Below are 24,765 nucleotides of genomic sequence, written 5' to 3'. Positions count from 1 at the left end.
GCGGTCTAGGCTCCCGGCAAGGCGCTTCGACAGAACAAGAGCACTGCCATGACCGAGCCGACCGAGCTGCCCGCCGCCTTGCCGCGGCTGCCGCCGCAGCACCTGCCGCGGCCCCGTTTGCACCAGCCGCTGCTGCGCGGCGAATGCCGCCTGCGACTGCTCTGCGCGCCCGCCGGCAGCGGCAAGACCGTCCTCCTCGGAGAATGCGCGCGGCGGGCGCCGCCTGGCGTGCAGGTGGTCTGGCTGGCGCTGGGCGGGGAAGCGCTGGACCCCGCGACCTTCCGCCGCCGCCTGGCCGGCGCCCTCGGCTTGCCCGAGGAAAGCGACGAAGCGCAGCTGTGCCGGCGGTTGCGCAACGCATCCGCGCTGTGGCTGCTGCTCGACGATTACCCACGGCACCCCGACCCCGCCCTCGACGCCTGCCTCGATCGCCTGTTGAGCGCGGCCTCGCCACGGGTGGGCTGGTGGCTGGCGAGCCGGCGGCGGCCGCAGTGCAACCTGGCGCGGTTGCTGCTGGAAGGGGAGTTGCTGGAGGTCGACGGCGGCCTGCTGGCGTTCGATGCCGACGAGGTCGCCGAACTGCTCCGCCTGCACGGTCGCAGCGCCGATGCCGCTGCGACCGGGGCGCTGCTGGAACGCAGCGGCGGTTGGTGCGCCGCGTTGCGCTTGCGCCTGCTGGTCGGCGAAGAGACGGCCGGACCGTTGTTGCAGGAATACCTCCAGCACGAGTTGCTCGACGAGCTGCCGCCGCCGCTGGCCGACGCCGCGCGTGCCCTGGCCTGGCTGCCGCAAGTCGGTCCGGAGCTGTTCCGCCGGCTGTTCGAGGAGCTGCCCCACGGGCTGGACGACCTGTTGGCGCGGGGCTTCCCCCTGCTGGCCGATGCGAACCAGCGCTACAGCCTGCCGCCGGCGATCCGCGAGGCCTGGCGCGAAGCGCCACAGCGCCCGCAGCGGGACTTCCACCGGGAAGCCTGCGAATGGTTCGCCGAACACGGCGAGACCCGCGAGGCGGTCGACCAGGCGCTGGCCGCCGACGAACCGGAAACCGCCGCCGGATTGTTGCAGAAGCTCACCGAGGAGCAATTGCTGCACGGCCACAACATCGGCATGGTCCTGGCCCTGCGCGACGAACTGCCGGCGGCGCTGCTGGCCAGCACGCCGCGCCTGGTGATCCTGAATGCCTGGGCGCTGCTCTACGCCGGACGCCTGGCCGAAGCCGAGGACTGCATCGGCCAGTTGGCGCGCTTCCTGCCGATGCCCTCGGCGTCCCGCCAGCGGGTGCTGCTGGCGCAATGGCAGGGCTTGTTCGGGATCCTCCTGCACTGCCGCGGCGAGCGCGGCGCCGCCGACTACCTGCGCGAGGCGCTGGAGCAACTGCCGGAGGACGCCTGGTCGCAGGGACTGATCTGCCGCTCGGCGCTGATGCAACTGGCGATGATCGAGGGGCGGATGGACCAGGCGCGGTTGATCGGCCGCGATGCCTTGCGCCTGGCGCGCGAGCACGACAGCCTGATCTTCGAGGCGCTGATCGAACTGGAGCGGGCGCAGTGGCTGGAGCAGCGCGGCGAACTGCTGCGCGCGGAAGGCGTCCTCGATCGCGCCCAGCGCTACCTGGAGGACCTCGGCCAGCAGGGCAGCCCGATGCTCGGCCGGATCGCCCTGCGCCGCGCGCGCCTGTGCCTGCAGCAGGGCCGCGAGGTCGAGGCCGGGCACTGGTATCGGCTGGGGCTGGAGCAGGCACGGGAGAATCTCGATCCCTGGGCGCTCTACGGCTACCTGGGACTGGCCTTGCTGGAGGCCGGGCAGGGCGACCTGGACGCGGCGTTCAACCGCCTGCTGGAGGTCGAGCGGCTGATGCAGCAGCGCCATGTCCCCGATCCGCTGTATCGCGGCGCGCTGCTGCTGGTCAGCTCCGCCCTGACCCTGCAGCAGGGAAGGCCGGCGCAGGCGCGGGAGATCCTGCTGCGGGTCCGCGCCTACTTCCAGCCGGGACGGGCGCGCCTGTCGCCGCCCTCCGAACCGGAGCTGGAAGCGCGGGTAGAGCACCAATTGGCACTGGCCGAACTCTACAGCGGCGAGGCAGCCGCCGCCGAAGCGCGGCTGCGCGGGCTGCTCGCCATTCTCGAGGCGCAGGGGCGGCAGACGCTGCTTTGCGAAGTGCGCATGGGTATCGCCGAGTGCCAGTTCCTCTCCGGACAATTGCCCCAGGCCCAGCAGACCCTGCGCAGCGGCCTGGAGCTGGCGGAGCGGCTGGGCCTGCAACTGCCGCAGCGGCGACTGCGGGATCGCCAGCCGCAACTGTTCGCCGCCCTGCCGGGGGAAGAAGAGGAGGGGCTCAGTCCGCTCAGTTGTCGGGAGCTGGCGGTGCTCGGCCTGATCGCCCAGGGCTGCTCCAACCAGGAGATCGGCGAGCAACTGTTCATTTCCCTGCACACGGTGAAGACCCACGCCCGGCGGATCAACGGCAAGCTCGGGGTGGCCCGTCGGACCCAGGCGGTGGCGCGGGCCAAGGCCCTCGGCCTGCTCGCCTGAGCGGACTCAGTGCAGTGCGCGGCCGGTCGGCGGGGCGAGTTCGCCCAGGCGCTGGCCGAGGCGCAGTTGCTCGGTGGGATCGTCGCTGAGCAAGAGCGCGCGTTCCAGGTCGTAGCGTTCCGCCTGCGGGCAATCCAGTTGCCGATAGAGGCCGGCGCGGGCCTCGTGGTCGGCGGCGCCCACCGGGCCGAGTTCGATCACCCGCTGGGCATCCTTCAGCGCGGCCAGCGGCTCGCCGGCGGCGCTGTGCAGTTGTCGCAGGTTGCGCGACAGACGCTGGAGGATTTCCCCGGGAGAGGCCTGCTTCAGGTAGGCGGCCTGCAGCTCGCTCTTCGGCCCCTGCAGGCGCAGCAGCAGTTCGCGGCAGTCGGTGGGATAGAGGCGCCGTCCGGTGGCCGGGTCGAGCAGATGGTCGGCCTGCGGCACGCGCAGCAGGAAGCGTCCCGGGAAGTTCACTCCGACCAGCGGAATGTCCAGCCGCCGCGCCAGTTCCATGGCCACCAGCGCCAGCGACAACGGCTGTCCCTGGCGCCGCTGCAGCACCAGCGGGAGCAGGGCCGAGCGCGGTTGCAGGGGGAAGTCGTCGTCTTCGCAGAAACCCTGTTCGCTCATTCGCCGCAGCAACCCCTGGGCGCGCTCGCTGGCCGAGGCGCGGTCGTCCAGGCTGGCGCCGATCTGCCGGACGAGTTCGTCGAGCTCGCGCAGGGCGTGGGCGGGCGAATACGCCGGGAGGTGCTCCGCGGCGATCCACAGGGCCGCCTCGAACAGCGCTGGCGGTTCCTGGGCGAGACAATCGAGGCAGGCTTGACGCGGGTCCATGGCTTTCCTCCTGGTGCGCCTGGATCGCTGCGGACGGGCCGTTCGGAGCACGCCGGGGCCGGTTTCGAGCGGGCGGACCCCAAGGTTGTAACCGTCCGCCGAAGCTTCGTCCAGTACCCGGCACGGCGAGCGCCGCGGCCTGGTCGTCGGCCTTGCGGGCGTTTCGCCGACGCCTGCCTATACTGAAGGTGCCGGGCGGCAACGGCCCGGCCCGGACAACAAGCAGCAAGCAGGGGAGCCCCAGCATGTTCGACATGATGGACGCGGCCCGGCTCGAGGGTCTCCACCTCGCCCAAGACCCGGCCACGGGACTCAAGGCCATTATCGCCATCCACAGCACGCGACTCGGCCCGGCGCTGGGTGGTTGTCGCTACCTGCCTTACCCCAACGACGAAGCCGCCATCGGCGACGCCATCCGCCTGGCCCAGGGCATGAGCTACAAGGCGGCCCTGGCCGGGCTGGAGCAGGGCGGCGGCAAGGCGGTGATCATCCGCCCGCCGCACCTGGACAATCGCGGCGCGCTGTTCGAGGCCTTCGGGCGCTTCATCGAAAGCCTCGGCGGACGCTACATCACTGCGGTGGACAGCGGTACCTCCAGCGCCGACATGGACTGCATCGCCCAGCAGACCCGCCACGTCACCAGCACCACCCAGGCCGGCGACCCCTCGCCGCATACCGCCCTCGGCGTGTTCGCCGGGATTCGCGCCAGCGCCCAGGCGCGCCTCGGCAGCGACGACCTGGAAGGCCTGCGGGTCGCGGTGCAGGGGCTCGGCCACGTCGGCTACGCATTGGCCGAGCAACTGGCGGCGGTCGGCGCCGAGCTGCTGGTCTGCGACCTCGATCCCGGCCGGGTGCAACTGGCCGTCGAGCAGCTCGGTGCCCATCCGCTGGCGCCGGAGGCATTGCTCTCCACCCCTTGCGACATCCTCGCGCCCTGCGGCCTGGGCGGCGTGCTCACCAGCCAGAGCGTCAGCCAGTTGCGCTGCGCGGCGGTGGCCGGGGCGGCGAACAACCAGTTGGAGCGGCCGGAGGTCGCCGACGAGCTGGAGGCGCGCGGCATCCTCTATGCGCCGGACTACGTGATCAACTCCGGCGGCCTGATCTACGTCGCCCTCAAGCACCGCGGCGCCGACCCGCACAGCATCACCGCGCACCTGGCGCGGATTCCCGCGCGGCTCACCGAGATCTATGCCCATGCCCAGGCCGACCACCAGTCGCCGGCGCGGATCGCCGACCGTCTGGCGGAACGGATTCTCTACGGCCCGCAGTGACGGGCCGGCGTTTCCGGCGAGGCCGCCAGCGGGCCTCGCCAGCGGCAGTGCGGGCCACCCCCGCCGCGCCGCGCGTGCACGCCGCCACCCGCGGCGCGACCCTGAGCGGCACGCCTACCCGGCGTGCGGAGGAGGTTTGCGATGGTTCACAACCGGATCGACCCGCCTTTCACCCGCTACCTCGACAGCGACGGTCGGCCCCTCGGCGAGTTGCCCGCCTGGGCCGGCGACAGCGATGCGCTGGTCGGCCTCTACCGGCAGATGCTCCTGACCCGCCTGTTCGACCAGAAGGCGGTGGCCCTCCAGCGTACCGGGCGGATCGGCACCTATGCGCCAACCCTCGGCCAGGAAGCCATCGGAGTGGCCATCGGCAGCCAGATGCGCGCCGAGGACGTGCTGGTGCCGTATTACCGCGATACCGCCGTGCAATTGATGCGCGGCGTGCGCATGGAGGACATCCTCCTCTACTGGGGCGGCGACGAGCGCGGCAGCGACTACGCCGAACCGCTGGCGGCGCAGGACTTTCCCATTTGCGTGCCGATCGCCACCCAGGCCCTGCATGCCTGCGGGGTCGCCTCGGCGTTCCGCATCCGCGGCGAACACCGGGTGGCGGTGACCACCTGCGGCGACGGCGCCACCAGCAAGGGCGATTTCCTCGAGGCGCTGAACGTGGCGGGCGCCTGGCAGTTGCCGGTGCTCTTCGTGGTCAACAACAACCAGTGGGCGATCTCGGTGCCGCGGCGCATCCAGTGCGGCGCGCCGACCCTGGCGGAGAAAGCGGTGGGTGCCGGCTTCCCCGGCGAACAGGTGGACGGCAACGACGTGCTGGCGGTCGCCGAACGCGTCCGCGCGGCCCTGGAGCGCGCGCGCCAGGGCAAGGGGCCGACCCTGCTGGAGTGCATCAGCTATCGCCTCTGCGACCACACCACGGCCGACGACGCCAGCCGCTACCGTTCCGCCGAGGAGGTCAACCAGGCCTGGCGCGAGGAGCCGATCAAGCGCCTGCGCGCCTTCCTCGCCGGCCGCGGCCAGTGGGACGAGGAGCGCGAGCAGGCGCTGGTGGGCGAGTGCCAGGCGCGGGTGCAGGAGGCGGTGGAGAGTTTCGAGACGTTCGCCGCGCAGGCGCCGCAGGCACTGTTCGAGCATGTCTACGCGCGCTGGCCGGCGGTCCTGGAGGAGCAGCGCGAGCAATTGCTGGAGCGCGCCGCGCGGCGGCAGGGAGGGGCCGAACATGAATGAGCGCAACGGCGAAGCGAAACGCCTGGCCCTTCTGGAGGCGGTCAACCTGGCGTTGCACCGGGCCATGGCCGAGGACGAGACGGTGGTGGTGCTGGGCGAAGACGTCGGGGTCAACGGCGGGGTGTTTCGCGCCACCCTCGGCCTGCGCGAGCGCTTCGGCTTCAAGCGGGTGCTGGATACGCCGCTGGCGGAGAACATGATCGCCGGGCTGTCCATCGGCATGGCCGCCCAGGGCCTGAAGCCGGTGATGGAGATCCAGTTCATGGGCTTCATCTACGCCGCCATGGAGCAACTGGTGTCCCATGCCAGCCGCCTGCGCAATCGCACCCGCGGCCGCCTGGCCTGCCCGTTGGTGCTGCGCACGCCGATGGGCGCGGGGATCCGTGCGCCGGAGCACCACAGCGAGGCGACCGAGGCGATGTTCGCGCACATCCCCGGCGTCCGCGTGCTGGTGCCGTCGTCGCCGGCGCGGGCCTACGGCCTGCTCCTGGCGGCGATCGACGATCCCGATCCGGTGATCTTCCTCGAGCCGACCCGGCTCTACCGGATGAACCCGCAGCCGCTGGCGGACGACGCCCGGCGCCTGCCGCTGGACAGTTGCTTCACCCTTCGCGAAGGCGGCGACCTGACCCTGGTCAGCTGGGGCGCCAGCGTCCACGAGACCCAGCAGGCCGCCGAGCGCCTGGCGCAGCGCGGCATCGAGGCCGAAGTGATCGACGTCGCCTGCCTCAAGCCGCTCGACCTCGACACCCTCGAAGCCTCGGTGCGCAAGACCGGTCGCTGCGTGATCGTCCATGAGGCGCCGAAGAGTGGCGGCCTCGGCGGGGAAATCGCCGCGAGCCTCTACGAGCGTGTCCTGTTCGACCTGCGGGCGCCGATCCAGCGGGTCGCCGCGGCCGATATCCCGCCGCCGCTGTACCGCCTGGAAGCGCTGTACATGCCCGCCGTGGAGGACATCCTGGCGGCCTGCGACACCGTGCTCGGCTACGCCTGAGCCAAGGGGAGACGACCATGAAGCACTTCAAGCTGCCCGACCTGGGCGAGGGCCTGCAGGAAGCGGAAATCGTCGAATGGCACGTCAAGGCCGGCGACAGCGTGCGCGCCGACCAGCGCCTGGTCTCGGTGGAAACCGCCAAGGCGCTGGTGGACATCCCTGCGCCCTACGATGGGGTGGTGGGCAAGCTGTTCGGCGCCGAGGGCGACATCCTCCACGTCGGCGAACCGCTGGTGGGCTTCGAGGGCGAGGAGGCGGACGCCGGTACCGTGGTGGGGCGCCTGGAGGGCGGCGGTAGCGCCCTGGAGGACCGTTTCTTCATCGGCGCCGCACCGTCCACCCGCGAACACCTGGCACCGCGCGCGACCCCGGCGGTGCGCCAGTTCGCCCGCCAGCAGGGCGTCGAACTGGCCGGCCTGAGCGGCTCCGGCCCGGATGGCCTGATCACCCGCGCCGACGTCGAGGCCGCCGCCCAGGGCGCCCGCGAACGCTTCGGCGGCGAGCGCTTGCGCGGGGTACGGCGGAGCATGGCGCTGAACATGGCGCGCTCGCATGCCGAGGTGGTGCCGGTGACGATCTACGGCGACGCCGACCTGCATCGCTGGAAGACCGCACGCGACCCGTTGATCCGCCTGGCCCAGGCGCTGGCCGAGGCCTGTCGCGCCGAGCCGACCCTCAACGCCTGGTTCGATGGCGCCTCGTTGTCGCTGAAACTGCATGAGCGGCTCGACCTGGGGATCGCCGTGGACACCCCGGACGGCCTGTTCGTGCCGGTGCTGCGCGACGTCGGTGCGCGTTCGGCGGAGGACCTGCGCGCCGGTATGCGGCGCCTGCGCGAGGATGTCCAGGCACGCTCGATCCCGCCGGCGGAAATGCTCGGCGCGACCCTGACCCTATCCAACTTTGGCACCCTGTTCGGCCGCTACGCCAACCCCGTGGTGGTGCCGCCGCAGGTGGCCATCCTCGGCGCCGGCGGCATCCGCGACGAAGTAGTGGCCTGGCGCGGCGAGATGGCGATCCACCCGATCCTGCCGCTCTCGCTGACCTTCGATCACCGCGCCGCCACCGGTGGCGAGGCGGCGCGTTTCCTCAAGGTACTGGTGAACGCCCTGGAGCAGCCCGACGGCTGATCAGCGCCGGCGCTCCAGCCACCATGCCAGCAGCGCGCCGAGGGCATAGGCGAGCAGGTCGAAGCCGTCGGCGGTGCTGCCGAGAACGATGCGCAGCACGGGGCTGGAGAATTGCCAATGCAGTTGCGCCGCCAGGTACTGGCCCAGTTCCAGCAGCGCGCCGACGGCAAAGGCGGCGTATGCCAGCCAGGCGGCCGGCGCCCTGAGCGCGCTGCCCATCAGGTAGTAGAGCCAGACCACCGCCAGCAGGTCGCCGCCGAAGCTGCGTATCCAGCCCCAATGCCGGCCCAGGGTGGCGAGCAGGACCAGCAGGCCGAACAGCAGCAGTGCCAGCAGCAGGCTGCGCCGGTCCAGGCGCCAGCGTCGGGAGCGGACGGGGGAGGCGGGGAGAGCGGGCATGGGGCCTTCCTGGTCGATGGGGGTCGGACAAGCGCCGCGCGGACTCAGCGGCGTCGCAGGCTGGCGAGCAACTGCTCGACGAAGGCGTCGCTGCCGGAGCTGTCGAGGTAGTGCACCTGGGGACCGTCGAGCAGGTAGAGCGCGTGGTAGGGCTTGCCGGCCTGGCTGCCGCGCAGGCGATAGACCTCGGTGCCGGCCACGCGGTAGCGGCTGACGCTGGCGCGCCGGTCGCACAGGCCGAGGGCCTGGCGCTGCGCCTGGAGACGCTCGCGCTCGGCGTCGGGCAGGCCGTCCAGCGGCAGGGCTCCGAACAGCAGGCGAACCTGTCGCGGAAGGTCGAGCCGTTCGCCCTCGTCCGCGCCCATCTCGTTGCCTTCGAGCAGGCGGTGGGCGAGGTAGTGACCCTCGGCGTAGCGGGCGATCAGCAGGTCGCCGCTGTGCAGCAGAGTGGCGGGGGCCCGTTGCAGGTCGAGTTGCAGCCTGCCGGCGCCGCCCAGGGCCAGGACCTGCGCGGCGCCGGCAGAGGCTGCCGGTGTCTCGGCGTCCGTGGCCCGGAACGGGCAGGCGAGGGCAGGGGCACCGGCGAGGCCGAGGAGGATGCACAGCAGGCCGGCAAGTTGTCGCGGCATGTTTCGGCTCCTTGCGCTTTGCTTGCAGCGGCGGCTCATTCGTCCGCGGCGTTTTCCTCGAACAGTTCGTTGAGGGCGTCCGGCTGGTTCTTGAAGGCGCGGGCGAAGGCGTCGCGGTTCTTCGCCATGAAGATGCCGAGTTCTTCCACCTGTTCCTCCTTCAGCGACGGCACCGCCTTCTGCAGCACCTCGGCCAGCGTTTCCGCCAGCTCCAGCATCTTGTCGTAACGATCGGCTTCAGCCTTGTCCATGAACAAACGCTCCTGATCCCGGCTGCTGCGGTACACCACTTCGACGGCCATTCATCACCTCTGTGCCTTCTGAGTCGCAAGGTTGCTTTGACTGGTTATCCATACAGTATATGGCGTCTTGCCGTCCGTGGATAGCGCCAGGATTGCCGGCGCATTGCCGGGGCGGTCGTCGTCTGACAGAAATGTCACGCCGGGCTCATGAGCCTGACAGTCTCCGCAGCGTAGTTTCAGGCTGAACGTTCTACCAAGGAGACATCCTCATGAGAGTGATCCCGTTGGCACTTGTCGCGCTGCTCGGCCTGGCGCCGCTGGCCCAGGCGCAGCAGCAGCCCTACGGACCCAACCCGGACTCGAAATCGCTCCGCCAGCACTACGTGGAAGGGCGCCTGGACATCGCCCGGGTGATCTACAAGACCGACCTGTGGAGCGCCTGTGGGATCGTCCCGGCGCGCCTGGTCTACGAGGACTCGCAGGGCGAGCGGCATACCGTCGAGTACAAGGCCTGGGGCAGCGGTTGCAGCGGCAATTGAGCGAACCCGGCGCGGCACGGGCCGCGCCGGGTTTTCCTCGGCTCCCGCGCTTCTGCTAAGGTTGCGCGCCTGCCGCCCGTTGCGCGGCGCATACCTTCCGCCCCGCAAGGATGCCCGGCATGCAAGACTTCGGTTTCGCCCTTCTGCTCATCGGCTACGTCTGGTCCGTGGCCAGCGGCGGTCGCCGTTCGATCCCCTGCGCATTGCTCTGCCTGCTGCTGTTTCCGCTGGCGCAACTGGCCTTCGCCATCAACGACGCGCCGATGCGCCCGCCGCTGGCGCTGGCGGCCCTTGGCGCGGGCCTGGCCTACCTCGGCGGCGGCTCGGTGTTCGGCTGAGCCCTGCATCTCACAAGAATACGATTGAAAATCATTATCATAAAAAATATGCTGCTGCCCTTCTGAAAGGACGTGGGTGGATGCGCCGTTGGCGGAGCAGGATCTCAAGGCACTGTTTCTCAGGCATGCCCGGCAGTTGCAGTCGTATCTGTTGCGCAAGACCCGCGATCCGCACCTGGCGGCGGACCTTGCGCAGGAGAGCTTCCTGCGCCTGGCCGAGCAGCGGCACAAGGAGCCGATCGAGCATGTCGACGCCTATCTCTACCGCACCGCGCACAACCTCACCATCGACCATTACCGGCAGGAACGGCGGCGCCGCACCGAGACCCGGCCCAACGACGACCTCGCCGGGTTCGTCGCCGACCAGCCCGGCCCCGAGGAGTCCGCGGTGGATGCCGATGCGCTTGCCCGCCTGCGCGAGATAGTCGCCGAACTGCCGCCGCGCACCCGTGAGATCTTCCGTCTCAACCGTCTGGAGGGGCTGACCCATGCCGAGGTGGCGAGACGCCTGGAAATCTCCGATAGCTCGGTGCAGAAGCACCTGGCCCGCGCCCTGGCCCATGTGATGCAGGCACTCGAGGATTCCCGCTGAATGGATTACCGAGTCTTGCCGGTTCGCGCGTCTGAACCTCTATAACGACCAACGAGAGCCGCACGTGAACAGCCCCCAGGAACAACAGCAGATCCGCCAGCAGGCCGCCGAATGGGCGATCCGCCTGGACGGCGGCGACCTCGACCGGTCCCGGCGCGAAGCGCTGGACGGCTGGCTGGCGGCCGACCCCCGGCACCCGGCCGCGCTGGCGCTGGCGCAACGGACCTGGAAACAGCTGGGATCGCTGGCCGAACCGCGGACGATGGTTCAGACGCCGGTCGCCAGCGCGCCGCGCCGCGCCGGGGGGCGGCGCAAGGGCTGGCGCGGCTGGGCCGCGGCGGCGGCGGTGCTGCTGGCCCTGGGCAGCGCCTGGAACGAACGCGACGCCGGCGTGAGCTGGCTGGCCGACCACGCCACCGGCAAGGGCGAGGTGCGCATCCTGCGGCTGGTGGATGGCAGCGAGGTCGAACTGGACGCACAGAGCGCCATCGATGTCGCCTACGACAGCCGCGAGCGACGGGTGCGCCTGCTCGAAGGCAGCGCGATCTTCCGCGCCGCCCCCCGCGCGGGCCGGGAGACCCGGCCCTTCGTGGTGGAAAGCGCCGGCGGCAGCACTCGTGCGCTGGGCACTCGGTTCCTGGTCAGCCGCAACGACGACGGCAGCGTCCAGGTCGGGGTGCTCGAACACCGCGTCGCGGTGGCCCTGGCGCATCCGCGCACGGGGACCGTCGGGCGCCGCGAGCTGGGCGAGGGCGAGAGCCTGCGCTACAGCGCGGAGGGCGGCGTCGAGGCGCCGCTGGGCGGTCGCCTCGACGACCTGACCAGTTGGCGGCGCGGCCTGCTGGTCTTCGACGAGCAGCCGCTGGGCGAGGTGGTGGCGCGGCTCAATCGCTACCGGCCGGGGCATTTGCTGGTGGCTCCCGGTGCGTTGGCGCAGCGGCGGGTCAGCGGCGTATTCCGGGTCGCCGACCTGGAGGCCTCGTTGCAGTCGATCAGCGATGAGCTGGGAGTGCGCAGCCTGGGCCTGGCGGGAGTGACGCTGCTGTACTGAGCGGCGCGATCGCTTCCGAGAGCCTCGACCACGGGCCGGGCAGTCGCCCCGCGCGCTTGTTCCGGCAGGGGCCGGGAAGCGCATTTTCGAGCCGTGGATCCCGCCGGCGAAAAATTTTCTCGATTTCCGTTACTGACTTTCCCTGCCTCCATCGTTCTCTTAACGAGACTGATTCTTATTACACAAAACGATGGAGTGTAGGCGCTGTCATGAAACATCGTGGATGGAGTGCCGTGCGAGGCGGTCGCAAGGGGGCGCAACTGGCCCTGGGGCTGGGCCTGGTCCTGCTGGGAACGGCCGCGCTACCGCTGCATGCGCAAGACGGGGCGGACTCGGCGAGCCAGCAGCAGACCGCGCTGCGCCGGGTCCGGCTGGACATCCCGGCACAACCGCTGAACCGCGCCCTGCTGCGATTCGCCGAGCAGGCCGGGGTCCAGGTGTTCTTCGACAGCCAGCGTTTCGCCGGTCTCGGCAGCGCGGCGGTGCACGGCGAATACGTGCTGGCCGACGGCCTGAGCCAGATGCTCCAGGGCAGCCCGGTGGAATACCGCTTCTCCGGCAAGGACCAATTGAGCCTGATCCGCGTCAGCCAGGACGACCTGGTGCAGATGTCGCCCTCGGTGATCTCCGCCGCGCGTCCGGACGACTGGGTCTACCAGACGCCGCATTCGGTCAGCGTGATCGGCCGCGAGCAGATCGAGCGCAACCCGCCGCGGCATGCCGCCGACATGCTCGAGGAAACCCCCGGGGTGTACTCCTCGGTGAGCCAGCAGGACCCCGGCCTGTCGGTGAACATCCGTGGCATCCAGGACTACGGGCGGGTCAACATGTCGGTCGACGGCATGCGCCAGAACTACCAGCAGAGCGGCCACCAGCAGCGCAACGGGACGCTCTACGTCGATCCCGAGCTGCTCAGCGAGGTGGTCATCGACAAGGGCGCCAGCTCGGCCATGGGCGGCGCCGGGGTGATCGGCGGGATCGCCAACTTCCGCACCCTGGAGGCCCGCGACCTGGTCAAGCCGGGCAAGCAGGTCGGTGGCCGGGTGCGCCTCACCAGCGGCCTGGGCGGCGACGCCAACGGCACCCACTTCATCGGCAGCGCGGCCTTCGCCATCGGCACCGAGGCCTGGGACATGCTGGTCGCCGCCAGCGAGCGCCACCTGGGCGACTACGACCCGGGGACCAAGGGCAGCATCGGCGAGCTGCGCACCGGCGCCTGGTTCAATCCCGAGGCCGGGCAGCGGGTCAAGCATTCGCCGGTGGCCTACTCCGGCTATGTGATGCGCTCGCGACTGGCCAAGCTTGGCGTCGCCCTGCCGCAGGACCAGCGCCTGCAGTTCAGCTACCTGACCACCCAGGTGTCCTACGACGACGCCAACATGCTCAACACCGAGAACCAGGCGCTCTGGGAAAAGCTCGGCAGCAGCGACGTGCGTGCGCAGAACTTCGCCATCGACTACGGCTACGCGCCGGACAACCCGTTGGTGGACTTCAAGGCCAAGCTCTACTACGTCGACAACCGCAACCGCCAGCAGACCCTGCAACGCGGTATCACCCCCGGCTACTCGATCACCTACCAGACCGACACCTACGGCGCGCAGGCGCAGAACACCTCGACCTTCGCTCTCGACGATCTCTCCACGCTGCGCGCCAACTATGGCCTGGAGTTCTTCTACGACAAGGTGCGGCCGGACTCCAGCCAGCCGCGGGCGAGCACCTCGGCGGTCGGCTTCCCTGCGGCCGAAGGCATGACCCCCAAGGGCGACCGCGCCCTCGGTAGCCTGTTCGCCCGTCTCGACTACGACTACGACGACTGGCTCAACCTCAACGCCGGGCTGCGTTACGACCGCTACCGCCTGCGCGGCGACACCGGCTTCAACGCGCGCACCTTCATCCTTGGCACCACCCGGCAGACCGACATGCCGCTGCAATACGACGTCGACCGCGAGGAGGGGCGCTTCTCGCCGACCTTCGGCCTGTCGGTCAAGCCCGGCGTCGACTGGTTGCAGTTGTTCGCCACCTACGGCAAGGGCTGGCGCCCGCCGGCGGTGACCGAGAGCCTGATCACCGGCCGCCCCCACGGCGGCGGCGCGGAAAACATGTACCCCAACCCGTTCCTCAGTCCGGAGCGCTCGAAGGCCTGGGAAGTCGGTTTCAACGTGCTGAAGGAGAACCTCTGGTTCAGCGACGACCGCCTGGGCCTGAAGGTCGCCTACTTCGACACCCGGGTCGACGACTTCATCTTCATGGGCATGGGCATGCAGCCGCCGGGCTACGGCATGGCCGGGATCGGCAACAGCGCCTACGTCAACAACCTCGACAGCACGCGCTTCCGTGGCGTCGAGTACCAGCTCGACTACGATGCCGGGCTGGCCTACGGGCAGCTCTCCTACACGCACATGATCGGCAGCAACGACTTCTGTTCGAAGACCGCCTGGCTCGGCGGCGTCACCCAGACGGTGAAGGGCAGCGGTCGCCGCCCGCCGGTGATCGACATGCGGCCGGACGAGCAGGCCAACGCCGCCACCCATTGCAGCGCGGTGCTCGGCTCCGCCGAACACATGCCGATGGATCGCGGCTCGCTGACCCTGGGCATGCGCTTCTTCGACCGCAGGCTGGACGTCGGCGCCCGTGCCCGCTACAGCGAAGGCTACTCGGTGGCTGGCGGCGCCACGGTGTCGCAGGCCGGCGTGTACCCGGCGGACTGGAAGGAATACACCGTCTACGACCTGTACGGCAGCTACCGGGTGAGCGATGAACTGACCCTGCGCCTGGCCATGGAGAACGTCACCGACCGCGCCTACCTGGTGCCGCTGGGCGACGTGCTGGCCTTCACCCTCGGTCGCGGGCGGACCCTGCAAGGCACCCTCGAATACCAGTTCTGACCCCCGTTTTGCCCAGTGAAGGGCAAAACCGGAGCGGGCATCCGTGCGCTCCGGCATTCACCACTCGTTGAATTGGAGTTTTGGCATGAGCATTTCGATTTCCTACAGCACCACCTACAGCGGCTGGACCGTAGCGGATTACCTGGCGGACTGGTCGGCCTACTTCGGCGACGTCAACCATCGTCCGGGCCAGGTGGTGGACGGCAGCAATACCGGCGGCTTCAACCCCGGTCCGTTCGACGGCAGCCAGTACGCGCTGAAGAGCACCGCCAGCGACGCGGCCTTCATCGCCGGCGGCGACCTCCACTACACCCTGTTCAGCAACCCCAGCCACACCCTGTGGGGCAAGCTGGACAGCATCGCCCTCGGCGACACCCTGACCGGCGGCGTCTCCAGCGGTGGCTATGCCCTGGACAGCCAGGAGGTGAGCTTCAGCAACCTGGGCCTGGATTCGCCGATCGCCCAGGGCCGCGACGGCACCGTGCACAAGGTGGTCTACGGCCTGATGAGCGGTGACAGCAGCGCCCTGCAGGGGCAGATCGACGCGCTGCTGAAAGCGGTCGACCCGAGCCTGTCGATCAACTCCACCTTCGACCAGTTGGCCGCGGCCGGCGTCGCCCATGCCACCCCGGCTGCGGCAGCGGCGGAAATCGGCGTGGTCGGCGTGCAGGAACTGCCGCACGACCTGGCCCTGGCGGCCTGAGCAACTGTCCACGATAGCGTTCGTGGACTGCTTGCGCTAAAGGCCGGAGAGGAGTTGGCGCTCCTCTCCGGCGCACGAACCGCCGTCGCTGCGCCTCGCACCCGTGGCGACGGCGGCCCCCGGATTGTTCCTCCGCCGGCCGTGCCCGGCAAGCGGAGACTGCCGCAATGTCCTCCGGGCCCGCTCGCGGCCCGGACACCCACAGGACCCGACTCCGATGAAGCTCCGGCCGGCCTCGCCGCGCAATGAAATCCTCGCCACCCTCGGCCGCTTCCGCCCGGCGCTGCGCAGCGTCGCGCTGTTCACCGCGGTGATCAACCTGCTGATGCTGGCGCCGTCGCTGTACATGCTGCAGGTCTACGACCGGGTGCTCGGCTCCGGCAACCACATGACCCTGCTGATGCTGACCCTCATGGTGCTCGGCCTCTACCTGCTGCTCGGCGCCCTGGAGTGGGTGCGCAGCCTGGTGGTGATCCGCCTCGGCGGCCAGCTCGACATGCAACTCAACCAGCGCATCTACGACGCCTCGTTCCGCGCCAGCCTGGAGCGCGGCGAGCAGGCCGTCGGGCAGGCGCTGAACGACCTGACCAGCCTGCGCCAGTTCCTCACCGGCAACGCCCTGTTCGCCTTCTTCGACGCGCCCTGGTTCCCGCTCTACCTGCTGGTGATCTTCCTCTTCAGTCCCTGGCTCGGCCTGCTCGCCCTGGTTGGGGCGCTGCTGCTGGTGCTGCTCGCCTGGGTCAACGAAAGCCGCTCGCGCGAACCGCTGGCCGAGGCCGGGCAACTGTCGATCCTCGCCACCCAGCAGGCCTCGGCCAACCTGCGCCAGGCGGAAACCCTGGCGGCAATGGGCATGTTGCCGGCCATGCGCGCGCGCTGGTTCGCCCAGCACCAGGCCTTCCTTGCCCGGCAGAACCTCGGCAGCGAGCGCAGCGCGGCGATCGGCGCGACCTCCAAGGGCGTGCGCCTGGCCTTGCAGTCGCTGGTGCTCGGCCTCGGCGCCTGGCTGGCGGTGGAAGGCCTGATCACCCCGGGGATGATGATCGCCGGCTCGATCCTGATGGGCCGCGTGCTCAGCCCCATCGACCAGTTGATCGCGGTCTGGCGCCAGTGGAGCGGCGCGCGGCAGGCCTACCAGCGGCTGGCGCGGCTGCTCGAGGAGAATCCGCCGGCTGCCCTGGGCATGCCGCTGCCGGCGCCGCGCGGCGCGTTGCGCGTCGAGCGGCTCTGCGCGGCCGCGCCGGGACGCGAGCAGGCATTGTTGCAGGACCTCGGTTTCGCCCTGGAGCCTGGCGAAGCGCTCGGCGTGATCGGGCCGTCCGGTTCCGGCAAGTCGACCCTGGCGCGCTTGCTGGTGGGCGCCTGGCAGCCGCTGTCCGGCGCGGTGCGCTTGGACGGCGCCGACCTGCGGCAGTGGAGCGCGGCGGCACTGGGGCCGCACATCGGCTACCTGGCCCAGGACGTGCAACTGTTCGCCGGCAGCATCGCCGAGAACATCGCGCGCTTCGCCGAGGTGGATGCCGAGAAGGTGGTGGCGGCAGCGCGCCTGGCCGGCGTACACGACCTGGTGCTGCGCCTGCCGCAGGGCTACGACACGCGCCTTGGCGACGGCGGCGCTGGACTCTCCGGCGGCCAGCGCCAGCGCATCGGCCTGGCCCGCGCGCTGTACGGGCGACCGGCGCTGATCGTGCTCGACGAACCCAATGCCAGCCTCGACGAGGCGGGTGAGGCGGCCCTGGCCGAGGCCATCGCGGCGATGCGCCGGCACGGCAGCAGCCTGGTGCTGGTCACCCACAAGCCGGCGGTGCTGGCGCTGACCGACAAGCTGTTGTTGCTGCATGGCGGACGCCTGCAGCGTTTCGGCGCGACCGCCGAGGTGCTTGCCAGCGCCTCGCCGCCGGCCGCTGCGGCCCCGGCGCCGACACGGCCGACGCCGGCGTTCGGTTTCGGCTACCGGCCGGGACCGGGGATGCCGGTCGGCGGTGTGCCGGGAGGAGCGGCGCGATGAGCGGGCAGGCGCGGTTGCGCGAAGTCGGCGCCGGCGGCGCGGCGCTGGAACTGGACGAGAAGCGTTTTTCCCGGCTCGGCTGGGGGCTGGTGCTGCTCGGCTTCGTCGGCTTTCTCCTGTGGGCCGGGTTGGCCCCGCTGGACAAGGGCGTCGGGGTCTCCGGCACGGTGATGGTGGCCGGTAGTCGCAAGGCCGTGCAGCACCCTACCGGCGGCCTGGTCAGGCACATCCGCGTGCACGAAGGCGAGCGGGTGGAGGCAGGACAGGTGCTGCTGGAGATGGACGCTACCCAGGCCCGGGCCCAGGCCGATGGCCTGTTCGCCCAGTACCTGGCGGCGCTGGCGAGTCTGGCGCGGCTGAGCGCCGAGCGCGATGAAAAGGCGCGGATCGAGTTTCCCGCCGAGCTGCTGGCGCTGGACGACCCGCGCCTGCCGACCCTGCTGGAACAGCAGCGGCAGTTGCACGACAGCCGTCGGCGGGCGCTGCGCCTGGAACTCGATGGTCTCGCCGAGACGGTCGCCGGCAGCCAGGCGCAACTGGACGGCCTGCAAGCCGCGCTGCGCAGCAAGGAGCAGCAGCGCGCCGCCCTCGAGGAACAGTTGCGCGGCCTGCGCCAACTGGCCAGCGAGGGCTACGTGCCGCGCAACCGCCTGCTCGACAGCGAGCGCCTGCTGGCCCAGGTCAACGGCGAGATCGCCGGCGACCTCGGCAGCCTCGGCAGTACCCGCCGGCAGATCCTCGAACTGCGCCTGCGCATGGCCCAGCGGCGGGAGAAGTTCCAGGAAGAGGTGCGCGCCAGCCTGGCCGACGCCCAGGTGCGCGCCGAGGAGTTGCGCAATCGCCTGGCCAGCGCGCGCTTCGACCTGGCCAACAGCGAGGTACGGGCGCCGGTCGCCGGCCTGGTGGTCGGCCAGGAAGTGTTCACCGAGGGCGGCGTGATCGCGCCCGGCCAGCAACTGATGGAAATCCTCCCGGAGCGCCAGCCGCTGCTGGTGGACGCTCGGCTGCCGGTGGAGATGGTCGACAAGGTCCGCGTCGGCCTGCCGGTGGAGCTGATGTTCAGCGCCTTCAACCAGAGCACTACGCCGCGGGTGGAGGGCGAAGTGACCCTGGTCTCGGCCGACCGCCTGCTGGACGAGCGCAGCGAGGCGCCGTACTACCGGGTGCGCATCCGCGTAGGCGAGGAGGGCGTACGTCGCCTGGCCGGCCTGGAGATCCGCCCGGGGATGCCGGTGGAGGCCTTCGTCCGCAGCGGCGAGCGCTCGCTGCTGAACTACCTGTTCAAGCCGCTGGCCGACCGTACCCACCTGGCGCTGGGGGAAGAATGAATCGCCTGCGAGCCTGCCTGCTGTCCTCCGCGCTGCTTTCGGCCTCCTCGGCCCAGGCGCTGGGCCTGCTGGACGCCTACCAACTGGCGGTGCGCCACGACCCGACCTTCCAGGCGGCGCTCCACGAGCGCCGCGCCGGCAGCGAAAACCGCGCCATCGGCCGTGCCGGCCTGCTGCCGAGCCTGCGCTACGACTACAACAAGGCGCGCAACGACTCCACCGTCAGCCAGGGCGACGCCCGCGTCGAGCGCGACTATCGCAGCTACGCCTCGACCCTCAGCCTGGAGCAGCCGCTGTTCGACTACGAGGCCTACGCGCGCTACCGCCAGGGCGAGGCCCAGGCGCTGTTCGCCGACGAACAGTTCCGCGGGCGCAGCCAGGAACTGGCGGTGCGCCTGTTCGCCGCCTACAGCGAAACCCTGTTCGCCCGCGAGCAGGTGCTCCTGGCCGAGGCCCAGCGGCGCGCCCTGGAAACCCAGCTGGCGTTCAACCAGCGTGCCTTCGAGGAAGGCGAGGGCACCCGCACCGACCTGCTGGAGACCCGCGCCCGGCTGAGCCTGACCCGCGCCGAGGAGATCGCCGCCGGCGATCGTGCGGCGGCGGCGCGGCGTACGCTGGAAGCGATGCTCGGGCAGGCACTGGAGGATCGCGAACTGGCCGCGCCCATCGAGCGTTTCCCGGCGTTGCGCCTGCAACCGGCGACCTTCGAGGGCTGGCGCCAGGTGGCCCTGCAACGCAGCGCCGAGCTGGGCGCCCAGCGCTATGCGCTGGAGGCGGCGGCCTACGAGGTGGAGCGCAATCGTGCCGGCCACCTGCCCAGGCTCAGCCTCTACGCCAGCAGCAGCAAGACGCACTCGGCTTCGGAAAGCACCTACGAGCAGAAATACGACACCGACAGTGTCGGCCTGCGTCTCAGCCTGCCGCTGTTCGAGGGCGGGCGGGTGTCGGCGGCGACCCGCCAGGCCGGCGACAAGTACGCTCAGGCCCAGGCCGAGCTGGATGCCCAGGTGGCCAGTGTGATCAATGACCTGCACAGCCAGTTCGACCTGACCGCCAGCAGCCTGGCCAAGGTGCGTGCCTATGAGATGGCGGTGGCGGCGGCGCGCGAACAGGTGACGGCGACGCGGCGCAGCGTCGCCGGCGGGGAGCGGGTCAATCGCGACGTGCTGGACGCCGAACAGCAGTTCTACGGCGCCCGCCGCGACCTGGCGGAAGCGCGCTACGCCTACCTCAACGCCTGGCTGCGCCTGCGCCAGTTGGCGGGGGTGCTGGAAGACCGCGACCTGGCGGTGCTGGCCGCCTATTTCGGCGCCGGCGAAGGACGCGCGCAGGTCGCCGCTGCCATCAGATAGCTATCGGCCAGCGTGCCTTGCCTTGGGTCATCGCCTGCAACAGTTGCGGCGCGCTGGTGCCGTTTTCGATGGCGATGCCGAAACGGATGCTCTCGATCATCCGCTGCAACTGCTCCAGGTCATGCAGTTGCGCCGGTCGGATCAGGCGCTTGGCGGCGACCCCGCGTTCGTTGGAGAGGGTGAGGACGATGCTGCCGTCCGGCCGCTCCAGGCTGAGGTTGACCCGGTACTCGGCCTGGAAGGCCTCGGTGAGGAGCTGGAAAGGGCTGCTGTCGGTCATGGCGGACCACCTGAATGCTGTCGTGCTGGTTGGGACTGGGTGTCGCCCGGAAAGTTCTTTGTCACCGCCGGGCTGTACCCTGCGCCGACGTGCGGACGTCTATCTGCGCACGTGCCTTGGCCTGGGCCTTGCACGCTTCGGGCCAGGTGGCCGTCGTCTTTGTCGGGAGAAGCTATGAAACAGAATTGGGCCGAGCGCCTGCGCGCAAGCATGCACCACCAGGCGGAGAGCCTCGGCAACCTGCTGGTGGAGGCGTTCCACTACCTGGCCCTGTTCGCCATCGGCGCCACGGTCTTCTGGGCGGCTGGCGCGGCCTTCCTGGGGATGGTGAACAAGGGGCATGCGTCGATCGACGACATCCTCCTGCTGTTCATCTACCTCGAGCTGGGCGCGATGGTCGGTATCTACTTCAAGACCAACCACATGCCGGTACGCTTCCTGATCTACGTGGCGATGACCGCGCTGACCCGCCTGATGATCGCCGACATCCAGCACAACCATACGCCGGACGATGGCATCATCCTGGTCTCGGTGGCGTTGCTGCTGCTGGCGCTGGCGATCCTGGTGGTGCGCTTCGCCTCGGCGCGCTTCCCTTCGGCGAAGTCCGACGGCGCCGCCGCGCGGCGGGTGGCGAGCGAGGACGCCGAAGGGGAAGCCTGATTCGTCGCCGCGCCGGAGCCGGTCTCCGGCGCGCTTCCGGCCAGCGCAACGGCCTGGCAATGTACTACCATCGCCCGGTCGTGTTCAGGAAGCCTGCCCCATGAAGGGATGGAAACTCTTTACCCCGCTGCTGATCCTCGCGATCGTCGCCATCACCCTCTACCTGCGCCTGCACAATCCGCCCCTGCTGTTGCAGGGCGAGGCGGACGCCACCAACGTCATCGTTTCCTCCAAGGCCAAGGGCCGGGTCCAGGTGCTGCACGTGCGGCGCGGCGACGAGGTGAAGCAGGGCGACCTGCTGATCAGCCTCGACAGCCCCGAGCTGGAAGCCCAGCTCGATGCCTTGCACGCGGCGCGCAACCAGGCCCAGGCGCAGCTCGACGAGTCGCTCCACGGTACCCGCGAGGAGAGCATCCGCGCGCTCAAGGCCAGCCTGGCACAGGCCGAGGCCGAGTTGCGCAACGCCGAGTCGGATTTCCAGCGCAACCAGCAGATGGTCGAGCGCGGCTTCCTCTCGCGGACCCAGTTCGACCTCTCGCGGCGTGAGCGCGATGTCGCCCGCGACCGCGTCGCCGAGGCGCGGGCCAATCTCGACGAAGGCCTCAAGGGCGACCGCGAGGAGCGCCGCCAGGCGTTGCAGGCCGCGGTGCGCCGGGCCGACGCGCAGATCGCCGAGCTACAGGCGCAGATCGACGACCTGCAGGTGCGCGCGCCGGTCAACGGCGAGGTCGGGCCGATCCCCGCCGAACAGGGCGAACTGATCAACGCCTACAGTCCGCTGCTGACGCTGGTGCGGCTGGACGACAGCTACTTCGTCTTCAACCTGCGCGAGGACATCCTGGCCAAGGTGCGCAAGGGCGACCGCATCGTCATGCAGGTGCCCGGCCTGGGCGGCGCCGAGGTCGAGACCGAGCTGCGCTACATCGCCCCGCTGGGCGATTTCTCGACCAGGCGCGCGACCCGCGCCACCGGCGATTTCGACCTGAAGACCTTCGAGACCCGCTTCTACCCGTTGCAGCCGACACCCGGCCTGCGCCCGGGCATGAGCGCGCTGTGGCGCTGGACGAACTGAGCGATGGCGTGGGCCGCGCTGAAGCGCAACGCCAGCCGTTTCGTCCAGGCGTTCAACACCGAGACGCGGATCGCCTGCCGCAGCTGGACCATCCACTGGCTCGGCTGGTGCTGGCCGCTGCTGCTGTTCGGCGTGATCAGCGGCGTCTACCAGGCCGGTACCCTGCTGGACATGCCGCTGGCGGTGATCGACAAGGACCATAGCCAACTGTCGCGCAAGTTGATCCGCGAACTCGACGCGACCTCCCACGCCCAGGTGATCACCGTTCCCGCCGGCGTCCAGGAGGGGCTCGACGCGATCCGTCGGGCCGATGCCTACGCCTTGCTCTACATCCCGCCGGACTTCGAGGCCGACGTGCTCGGCGGGCGCGCGCCGAAGGCCGAGCTGTACTACAACGCGCTGCTGTATTCGGCCGGCTACGCCGCCACCCAGGACTTCTCGGCGCTGGTCGCCAGCCTCAACGGCGAATTGCGTCCGCGCCTGGCCGCCGGGATGCCGGCGGCGCTGCCGCACCTGGCGAGCATCAGCGTGTCCTACGACAGCCTGTTCAATGCCAGCGGCAACTACATCTATTACCAGCAGTTCGCCGCCATCGTGCACCTGCTACAGCTGTTCGTGATCGTCACCATGGTCCATGTGCTGGCCCGCGAGGCGCCGGAACTGCGCGCCTCCTCGCCGCACATCCTGCGGGCCAAGGCCCTCGGCGTACGCCTGGTGGGCAAGCTGGCGCCCTACACGCTGCTGTTCACCGCGCTGCTGATGCTGGAAATCTTCCTGCTGGTGGCGTTCTCCGGCGCGCGCATCAACGGCAGCCCGCTGGCGATGCTGATGATCACGCTGTTCTACGTGATCGCCGCGCAGAGCGTCGGGCTGGTGCTGTTCGTCTTCACCGCCAACCGCTTCACCGCCTATTCGCTGGTGGGCATGCTGATCGGCGTCGCCCAGACCTACTCGGGAGTGCTGATCCCGGAACTGGCGATGCCGACCCTGGCGCGGGTGATCGCCGAGGCCGAGCCGCTGACCCACACCCTGCACGGCCTGTTCGACCAGTTCCTGCGCCAGGCGCCGCCCAGTTCGGCGCTCTACACCTGCGCCAAGCTGGCGCTGTACCCGCTGATCGCCTACATGATCGCCAAGATGCGCCTGCGCAGCCGCCTGGACCTGAGCCCGATATGAAGAACTACCTGCAAATCCTCCGGGAAACCCTGAAGGCCATGCTGTCCAAGCCGATGTGGCTGATGGTCGTGGCCTCGGTGTGCATCACCTCGCTGCCGTACATGAACCACACCGCCCTCGACCTGCCGGTGGCGGTGGTCGACGAGGATCACAGCGACGTGTCGCGCGAGCTGGTCCGGCTGCTCGATTCGGCGCCGAAAGTCGCCGTGGTCGGCTACGACAGCCTGCCGCAGGCCAAGCGCGACCTGGCCTGGCGCGAGCTGTACGCGATCATCGTGATCCCGCTGAACTTCGAGAAGCGCCTGCTGCGCGGCGAGGCGCTGGTGATCCCGTACTTCGGCGATGCCACCAACCGCATGGCCAACGGCCAGATCCAGCAGGACATCTCGGCGGTCTACAGCGCGCTGACCAACCGTTACAACGCCGCTCTGCTGGAACGCGAAGGCTTCACCGCGACCCAGGCGCAGGTGGTGCTGAGCCCGCTGGTAGGGCAATTGACCGACCTGTTCAACCCCGGCATCAGCTTCGCCGCGATCGTCCTTCCGGGGCTGCTGTCGCTGATCCTGCAACACAGCCTGCTGCTCGGCTGCACCCGCGGCAACATCATGCTGCGCGGCGGCACCCCGCGCTACATGCGCCAGCCGCTGTCGACCCGCTTCGGCCGCTACAGCGCGCAACTGCTGATCTGGTCCGTGCTGGCGATGCTCTTCTACGTGATCTGGCCGCACCTGCTGGGCTATCGCCAGTCGGCCTCGTTCTTCATGCTGCTGGGGATCGTCCTGCCGTTCCTAATCGCGGTGATCGCCCTCAGCGAGTTCATCGCCGAGCTGCTGCCCACCGAGGAATCGGTGTACCTGACCATGACCTTCATCACCCTGCCGCTGTTCTACATGGCCGGCTACAGCTGGCCGGAACAGGCCATGCCGGACTGGGTACGCTGGCTGGCCGACGCGATCCCCTCGACCTGGGCGATCCGCGCCATCGCCGAGATGAACCAGATGGACCTGCCGCTGCGCGAAGTCAGCGACCATGCCCTGGTGCTGCTGGGCATGGCCGCCACCTATGCGTTGCTGGGTACGCTGCTGTACCAGTACCGCAACTGGCGCTGGGACAACGTCAAGGGTTGGTGAAGCGGCGCAAGGCCGGCCATACTCGGCTGGCGTTCGCACAGGGAGATGAAGGAATGTTTCGTTCGGGGCTTTCTTTGCTGGTGCTTCTGGGGCTCGCCACGCTCGGCGGGTGCGGTTCCGTCAACACGCTGGTGCGCGACGACGCCAGCGCCGCCCACGACTTGCGCCTGAAGGCGACCGCCTGCACCAGCCTGCCGCGGGTGTACAGCGGGGTCAGCTACACCTTCTGCCGGCTCAACGTGAAGACCGGGTCGCCGGTGGCGCCGGCGCAAGCCGACGGCATCCTCGAGGTGCTGGCCCTCGACTTCGCGCTGTCCGGGGTGATCGACACCCTCGCGCTGCCCTATACCTCGTACCGCCAGTACCGCGACGGCAACCTGTCCCTGGCCAACTGAG

General features: G+C 69.8%; 24 protein-coding genes. 19 read left to right on the top strand and 5 right to left on the bottom strand.

The genetic code is table 11. From position 1 onward, the window contains the following. Nucleotides 1–48 precede the first annotated feature (48 nt). Nucleotides 49–2,532: a LuxR C-terminal-related transcriptional regulator gene (locus JHD77_RS00680; RefSeq protein WP_031755562.1), complete on the top strand. Its 2,484-nt coding sequence runs from the start codon at nt 49–51 to the stop codon at nt 2,530–2,532. Nucleotides 2,533–2,538: 6 nt separating this feature from the next. Here the strand turns inward: JHD77_RS00680 and JHD77_RS00675 are convergent, their stop codons facing one another. Beyond that, entirely contained in the window at nt 2,539–3,351 is an 813-nt protein-coding gene (locus JHD77_RS00675; RefSeq protein ID WP_003091860.1) for a SirB1 family protein, read from the bottom strand. Between the two features lie 245 nt (nt 3,352–3,596). On the opposite strand from JHD77_RS00675, the gene JHD77_RS00670 reads away from it, so the two are divergent. The 4 genes from JHD77_RS00670 to JHD77_RS00655 all read left to right on the top strand — a co-directional run bounded on the left by JHD77_RS00670 (nt 3,597) and on the right by JHD77_RS00655 (nt 7,985). Beyond that, nucleotides 3,597–4,622, top strand: a complete 1,026-nt coding sequence (locus JHD77_RS00670; RefSeq protein WP_003091859.1) for a Leu/Phe/Val dehydrogenase — start codon at nt 3,597–3,599, stop codon at nt 4,620–4,622. Nucleotides 4,623–4,763: 141 nt separating this feature from the next. Beyond that, the gene (pdhA, locus tag JHD77_RS00665) at nt 4,764–5,861 is read left to right on the top strand and encodes a pyruvate dehydrogenase (acetyl-transferring) E1 component subunit alpha (RefSeq protein ID WP_031756200.1); all 1,098 of its coding nucleotides are present in this window, start codon (nt 4,764–4,766) and stop codon (nt 5,859–5,861) included. Next, nucleotides 5,854–6,855, top strand: a complete 1,002-nt coding sequence (locus JHD77_RS00660) for an alpha-ketoacid dehydrogenase subunit beta (protein ID WP_003106981.1) — start codon at nt 5,854–5,856, stop codon at nt 6,853–6,855. Before pdhA ends, JHD77_RS00660 begins: the two co-directional genes overlap by 8 nt. A gap of 17 nt (nt 6,856–6,872) precedes the next feature. After that, nucleotides 6,873–7,985 carry a dihydrolipoamide acetyltransferase family protein gene (locus JHD77_RS00655; protein ID WP_003117550.1) on the top strand — a complete coding sequence of 371 codons (1,113 nt, stop codon included), beginning with the start codon at nt 6,873–6,875 and terminating at the stop codon, nt 7,983–7,985. On the opposite strand, the gene JHD77_RS00650 is transcribed toward JHD77_RS00655, so the two are convergent. From JHD77_RS00650 to JHD77_RS00640, 3 genes are read right to left on the bottom strand one after another with little or no spacing between them, the layout of a single operon-like run. Continuing rightward, nucleotides 7,986–8,384: a DUF2809 domain-containing protein gene (locus JHD77_RS00650; RefSeq protein WP_009876868.1), complete on the bottom strand. Its 399-nt coding sequence runs from the start codon at nt 8,382–8,384 to the stop codon at nt 7,986–7,988. It abuts the gene before it with no gap. A 44-nt stretch (nt 8,385–8,428) separates the two neighbouring features. Beyond that, nucleotides 8,429–9,013 carry a hypothetical protein gene (locus JHD77_RS00645; protein ID WP_023117056.1) on the bottom strand — a complete coding sequence of 195 codons (585 nt, stop codon included), beginning with the start codon at nt 9,011–9,013 and terminating at the stop codon, nt 8,429–8,431. Nucleotides 9,014–9,048: 35 nt separating this feature from the next. Then, nucleotides 9,049–9,315, bottom strand: a complete 267-nt coding sequence (locus JHD77_RS00640; protein ID WP_003091854.1) for a YebG family protein — start codon at nt 9,313–9,315, stop codon at nt 9,049–9,051. A gap of 209 nt (nt 9,316–9,524) precedes the next feature. Here JHD77_RS00640 and JHD77_RS00635 point away from each other — a divergent pair, with 209 nt between their 5' ends. The 9 genes from JHD77_RS00635 (at nt 9,525) to JHD77_RS00595 (ending at nt 20,051) form a co-directional block, all read left to right on the top strand. Then, nucleotides 9,525–9,794 carry a DUF2790 domain-containing protein gene (locus JHD77_RS00635; RefSeq protein ID WP_003091850.1) on the top strand — a complete coding sequence of 90 codons (270 nt, stop codon included), beginning with the start codon at nt 9,525–9,527 and terminating at the stop codon, nt 9,792–9,794. Nucleotides 9,795–9,913: 119 nt separating this feature from the next. After that, a complete protein-coding gene (locus JHD77_RS00630) occupies nt 9,914–10,132 on the top strand; it encodes a hypothetical protein (RefSeq protein ID WP_003107534.1) in 219 nt (72 codons plus the stop codon). 76 nt (nt 10,133–10,208) lie between these two features. Beyond that, nucleotides 10,209–10,724: an RNA polymerase sigma factor gene (locus JHD77_RS00625; RefSeq protein ID WP_003107536.1), complete on the top strand. Its 516-nt coding sequence runs from the start codon at nt 10,209–10,211 to the stop codon at nt 10,722–10,724. 64 nt (nt 10,725–10,788) lie between these two features. Beyond that, nucleotides 10,789–11,775, top strand: a complete 987-nt coding sequence (locus JHD77_RS00620) for a FecR family protein (RefSeq protein ID WP_003138216.1) — start codon at nt 10,789–10,791, stop codon at nt 11,773–11,775. A 209-nt stretch (nt 11,776–11,984) separates the two neighbouring features. Continuing rightward, entirely contained in the window at nt 11,985–14,660 is a 2,676-nt protein-coding gene (gene hasR, locus JHD77_RS00615) for a heme uptake receptor HasR (RefSeq protein WP_191519414.1), read from the top strand. 85 nt (nt 14,661–14,745) lie between these two features. Next, nucleotides 14,746–15,363 carry a heme acquisition protein HasA gene (gene hasA / locus JHD77_RS00610; protein ID WP_031756904.1) on the top strand — a complete coding sequence of 206 codons (618 nt, stop codon included), beginning with the start codon at nt 14,746–14,748 and terminating at the stop codon, nt 15,361–15,363. A 217-nt stretch (nt 15,364–15,580) separates the two neighbouring features. Continuing rightward, nucleotides 15,581–17,371 (top strand): type I secretion system permease/ATPase, encoded by a 1,791-nt coding sequence (locus JHD77_RS00605; RefSeq protein ID WP_003453185.1) that lies wholly within the window; start codon nt 15,581–15,583, stop codon nt 17,369–17,371. Continuing rightward, on the top strand, nt 17,368–18,699 hold the full coding sequence (locus tag JHD77_RS00600) for an HlyD family type I secretion periplasmic adaptor subunit (protein WP_003098666.1): 1,332 nt from the start codon (nt 17,368–17,370) through the stop codon (nt 18,697–18,699). The genes JHD77_RS00605 and JHD77_RS00600 overlap by 4 nt, the downstream gene beginning before the upstream one ends. Further along, nucleotides 18,696–20,051 carry a TolC family outer membrane protein gene (locus JHD77_RS00595; RefSeq protein WP_004345209.1) on the top strand — a complete coding sequence of 452 codons (1,356 nt, stop codon included), beginning with the start codon at nt 18,696–18,698 and terminating at the stop codon, nt 20,049–20,051. Before JHD77_RS00600 ends, JHD77_RS00595 begins: the two co-directional genes overlap by 4 nt. Here the strand turns inward: JHD77_RS00595 and JHD77_RS00590 are convergent. After that, the gene (locus JHD77_RS00590) at nt 20,044–20,331 is read right to left on the bottom strand and encodes a DUF3509 domain-containing protein (RefSeq protein ID WP_003091839.1); all 288 of its coding nucleotides are present in this window, start codon (nt 20,329–20,331) and stop codon (nt 20,044–20,046) included. The two genes, JHD77_RS00595 and JHD77_RS00590, sit on opposite strands and share 8 nt — an antisense overlap. Nucleotides 20,332–20,505: 174 nt before the next feature. Here JHD77_RS00590 and JHD77_RS00585 point away from each other — a divergent pair, with 174 nt between their 5' ends. From JHD77_RS00585 to JHD77_RS00565, 5 genes are all read left to right on the top strand, one after another. Further along, the gene (locus JHD77_RS00585; RefSeq protein ID WP_003091838.1) at nt 20,506–20,991 is read left to right on the top strand and encodes a phosphate-starvation-inducible protein PsiE; all 486 of its coding nucleotides are present in this window, start codon (nt 20,506–20,508) and stop codon (nt 20,989–20,991) included. Between the two features lie 100 nt (nt 20,992–21,091). Next, nucleotides 21,092–22,063 (top strand): HlyD family secretion protein, encoded by a 972-nt coding sequence (locus JHD77_RS00580; protein ID WP_003091837.1) that lies wholly within the window; start codon nt 21,092–21,094, stop codon nt 22,061–22,063. A gap of 3 nt (nt 22,064–22,066) precedes the next feature. Next, nucleotides 22,067–23,239, top strand: coding sequence for an ABC transporter permease (locus JHD77_RS00575; RefSeq protein ID WP_003098671.1), 1,173 nt, complete (start codon nt 22,067–22,069; stop codon nt 23,237–23,239). Then, nucleotides 23,236–24,369 (top strand): ABC transporter permease, encoded by a 1,134-nt coding sequence (locus JHD77_RS00570; RefSeq protein ID WP_003119608.1) that lies wholly within the window; start codon nt 23,236–23,238, stop codon nt 24,367–24,369. The genes JHD77_RS00575 and JHD77_RS00570 overlap by 4 nt, the downstream gene beginning before the upstream one ends. A gap of 53 nt (nt 24,370–24,422) precedes the next feature. Continuing rightward, nucleotides 24,423–24,764, top strand: coding sequence for a YceK/YidQ family lipoprotein (locus JHD77_RS00565; protein WP_003098676.1), 342 nt, complete (start codon nt 24,423–24,425; stop codon nt 24,762–24,764). Nucleotide 24,765: the final 1 nt, after the last annotated feature.

This window comes from Pseudomonas sp. P20 (assembly GCF_016463925.1).
GTDB lineage: Bacteria > Pseudomonadota > Gammaproteobacteria > Pseudomonadales > Pseudomonadaceae > Pseudomonas > Pseudomonas aeruginosa.
The sequence above is the reverse complement of the archived record's forward strand: the minus strand, read 5'-3'. Positions and strand labels throughout refer to the sequence as shown.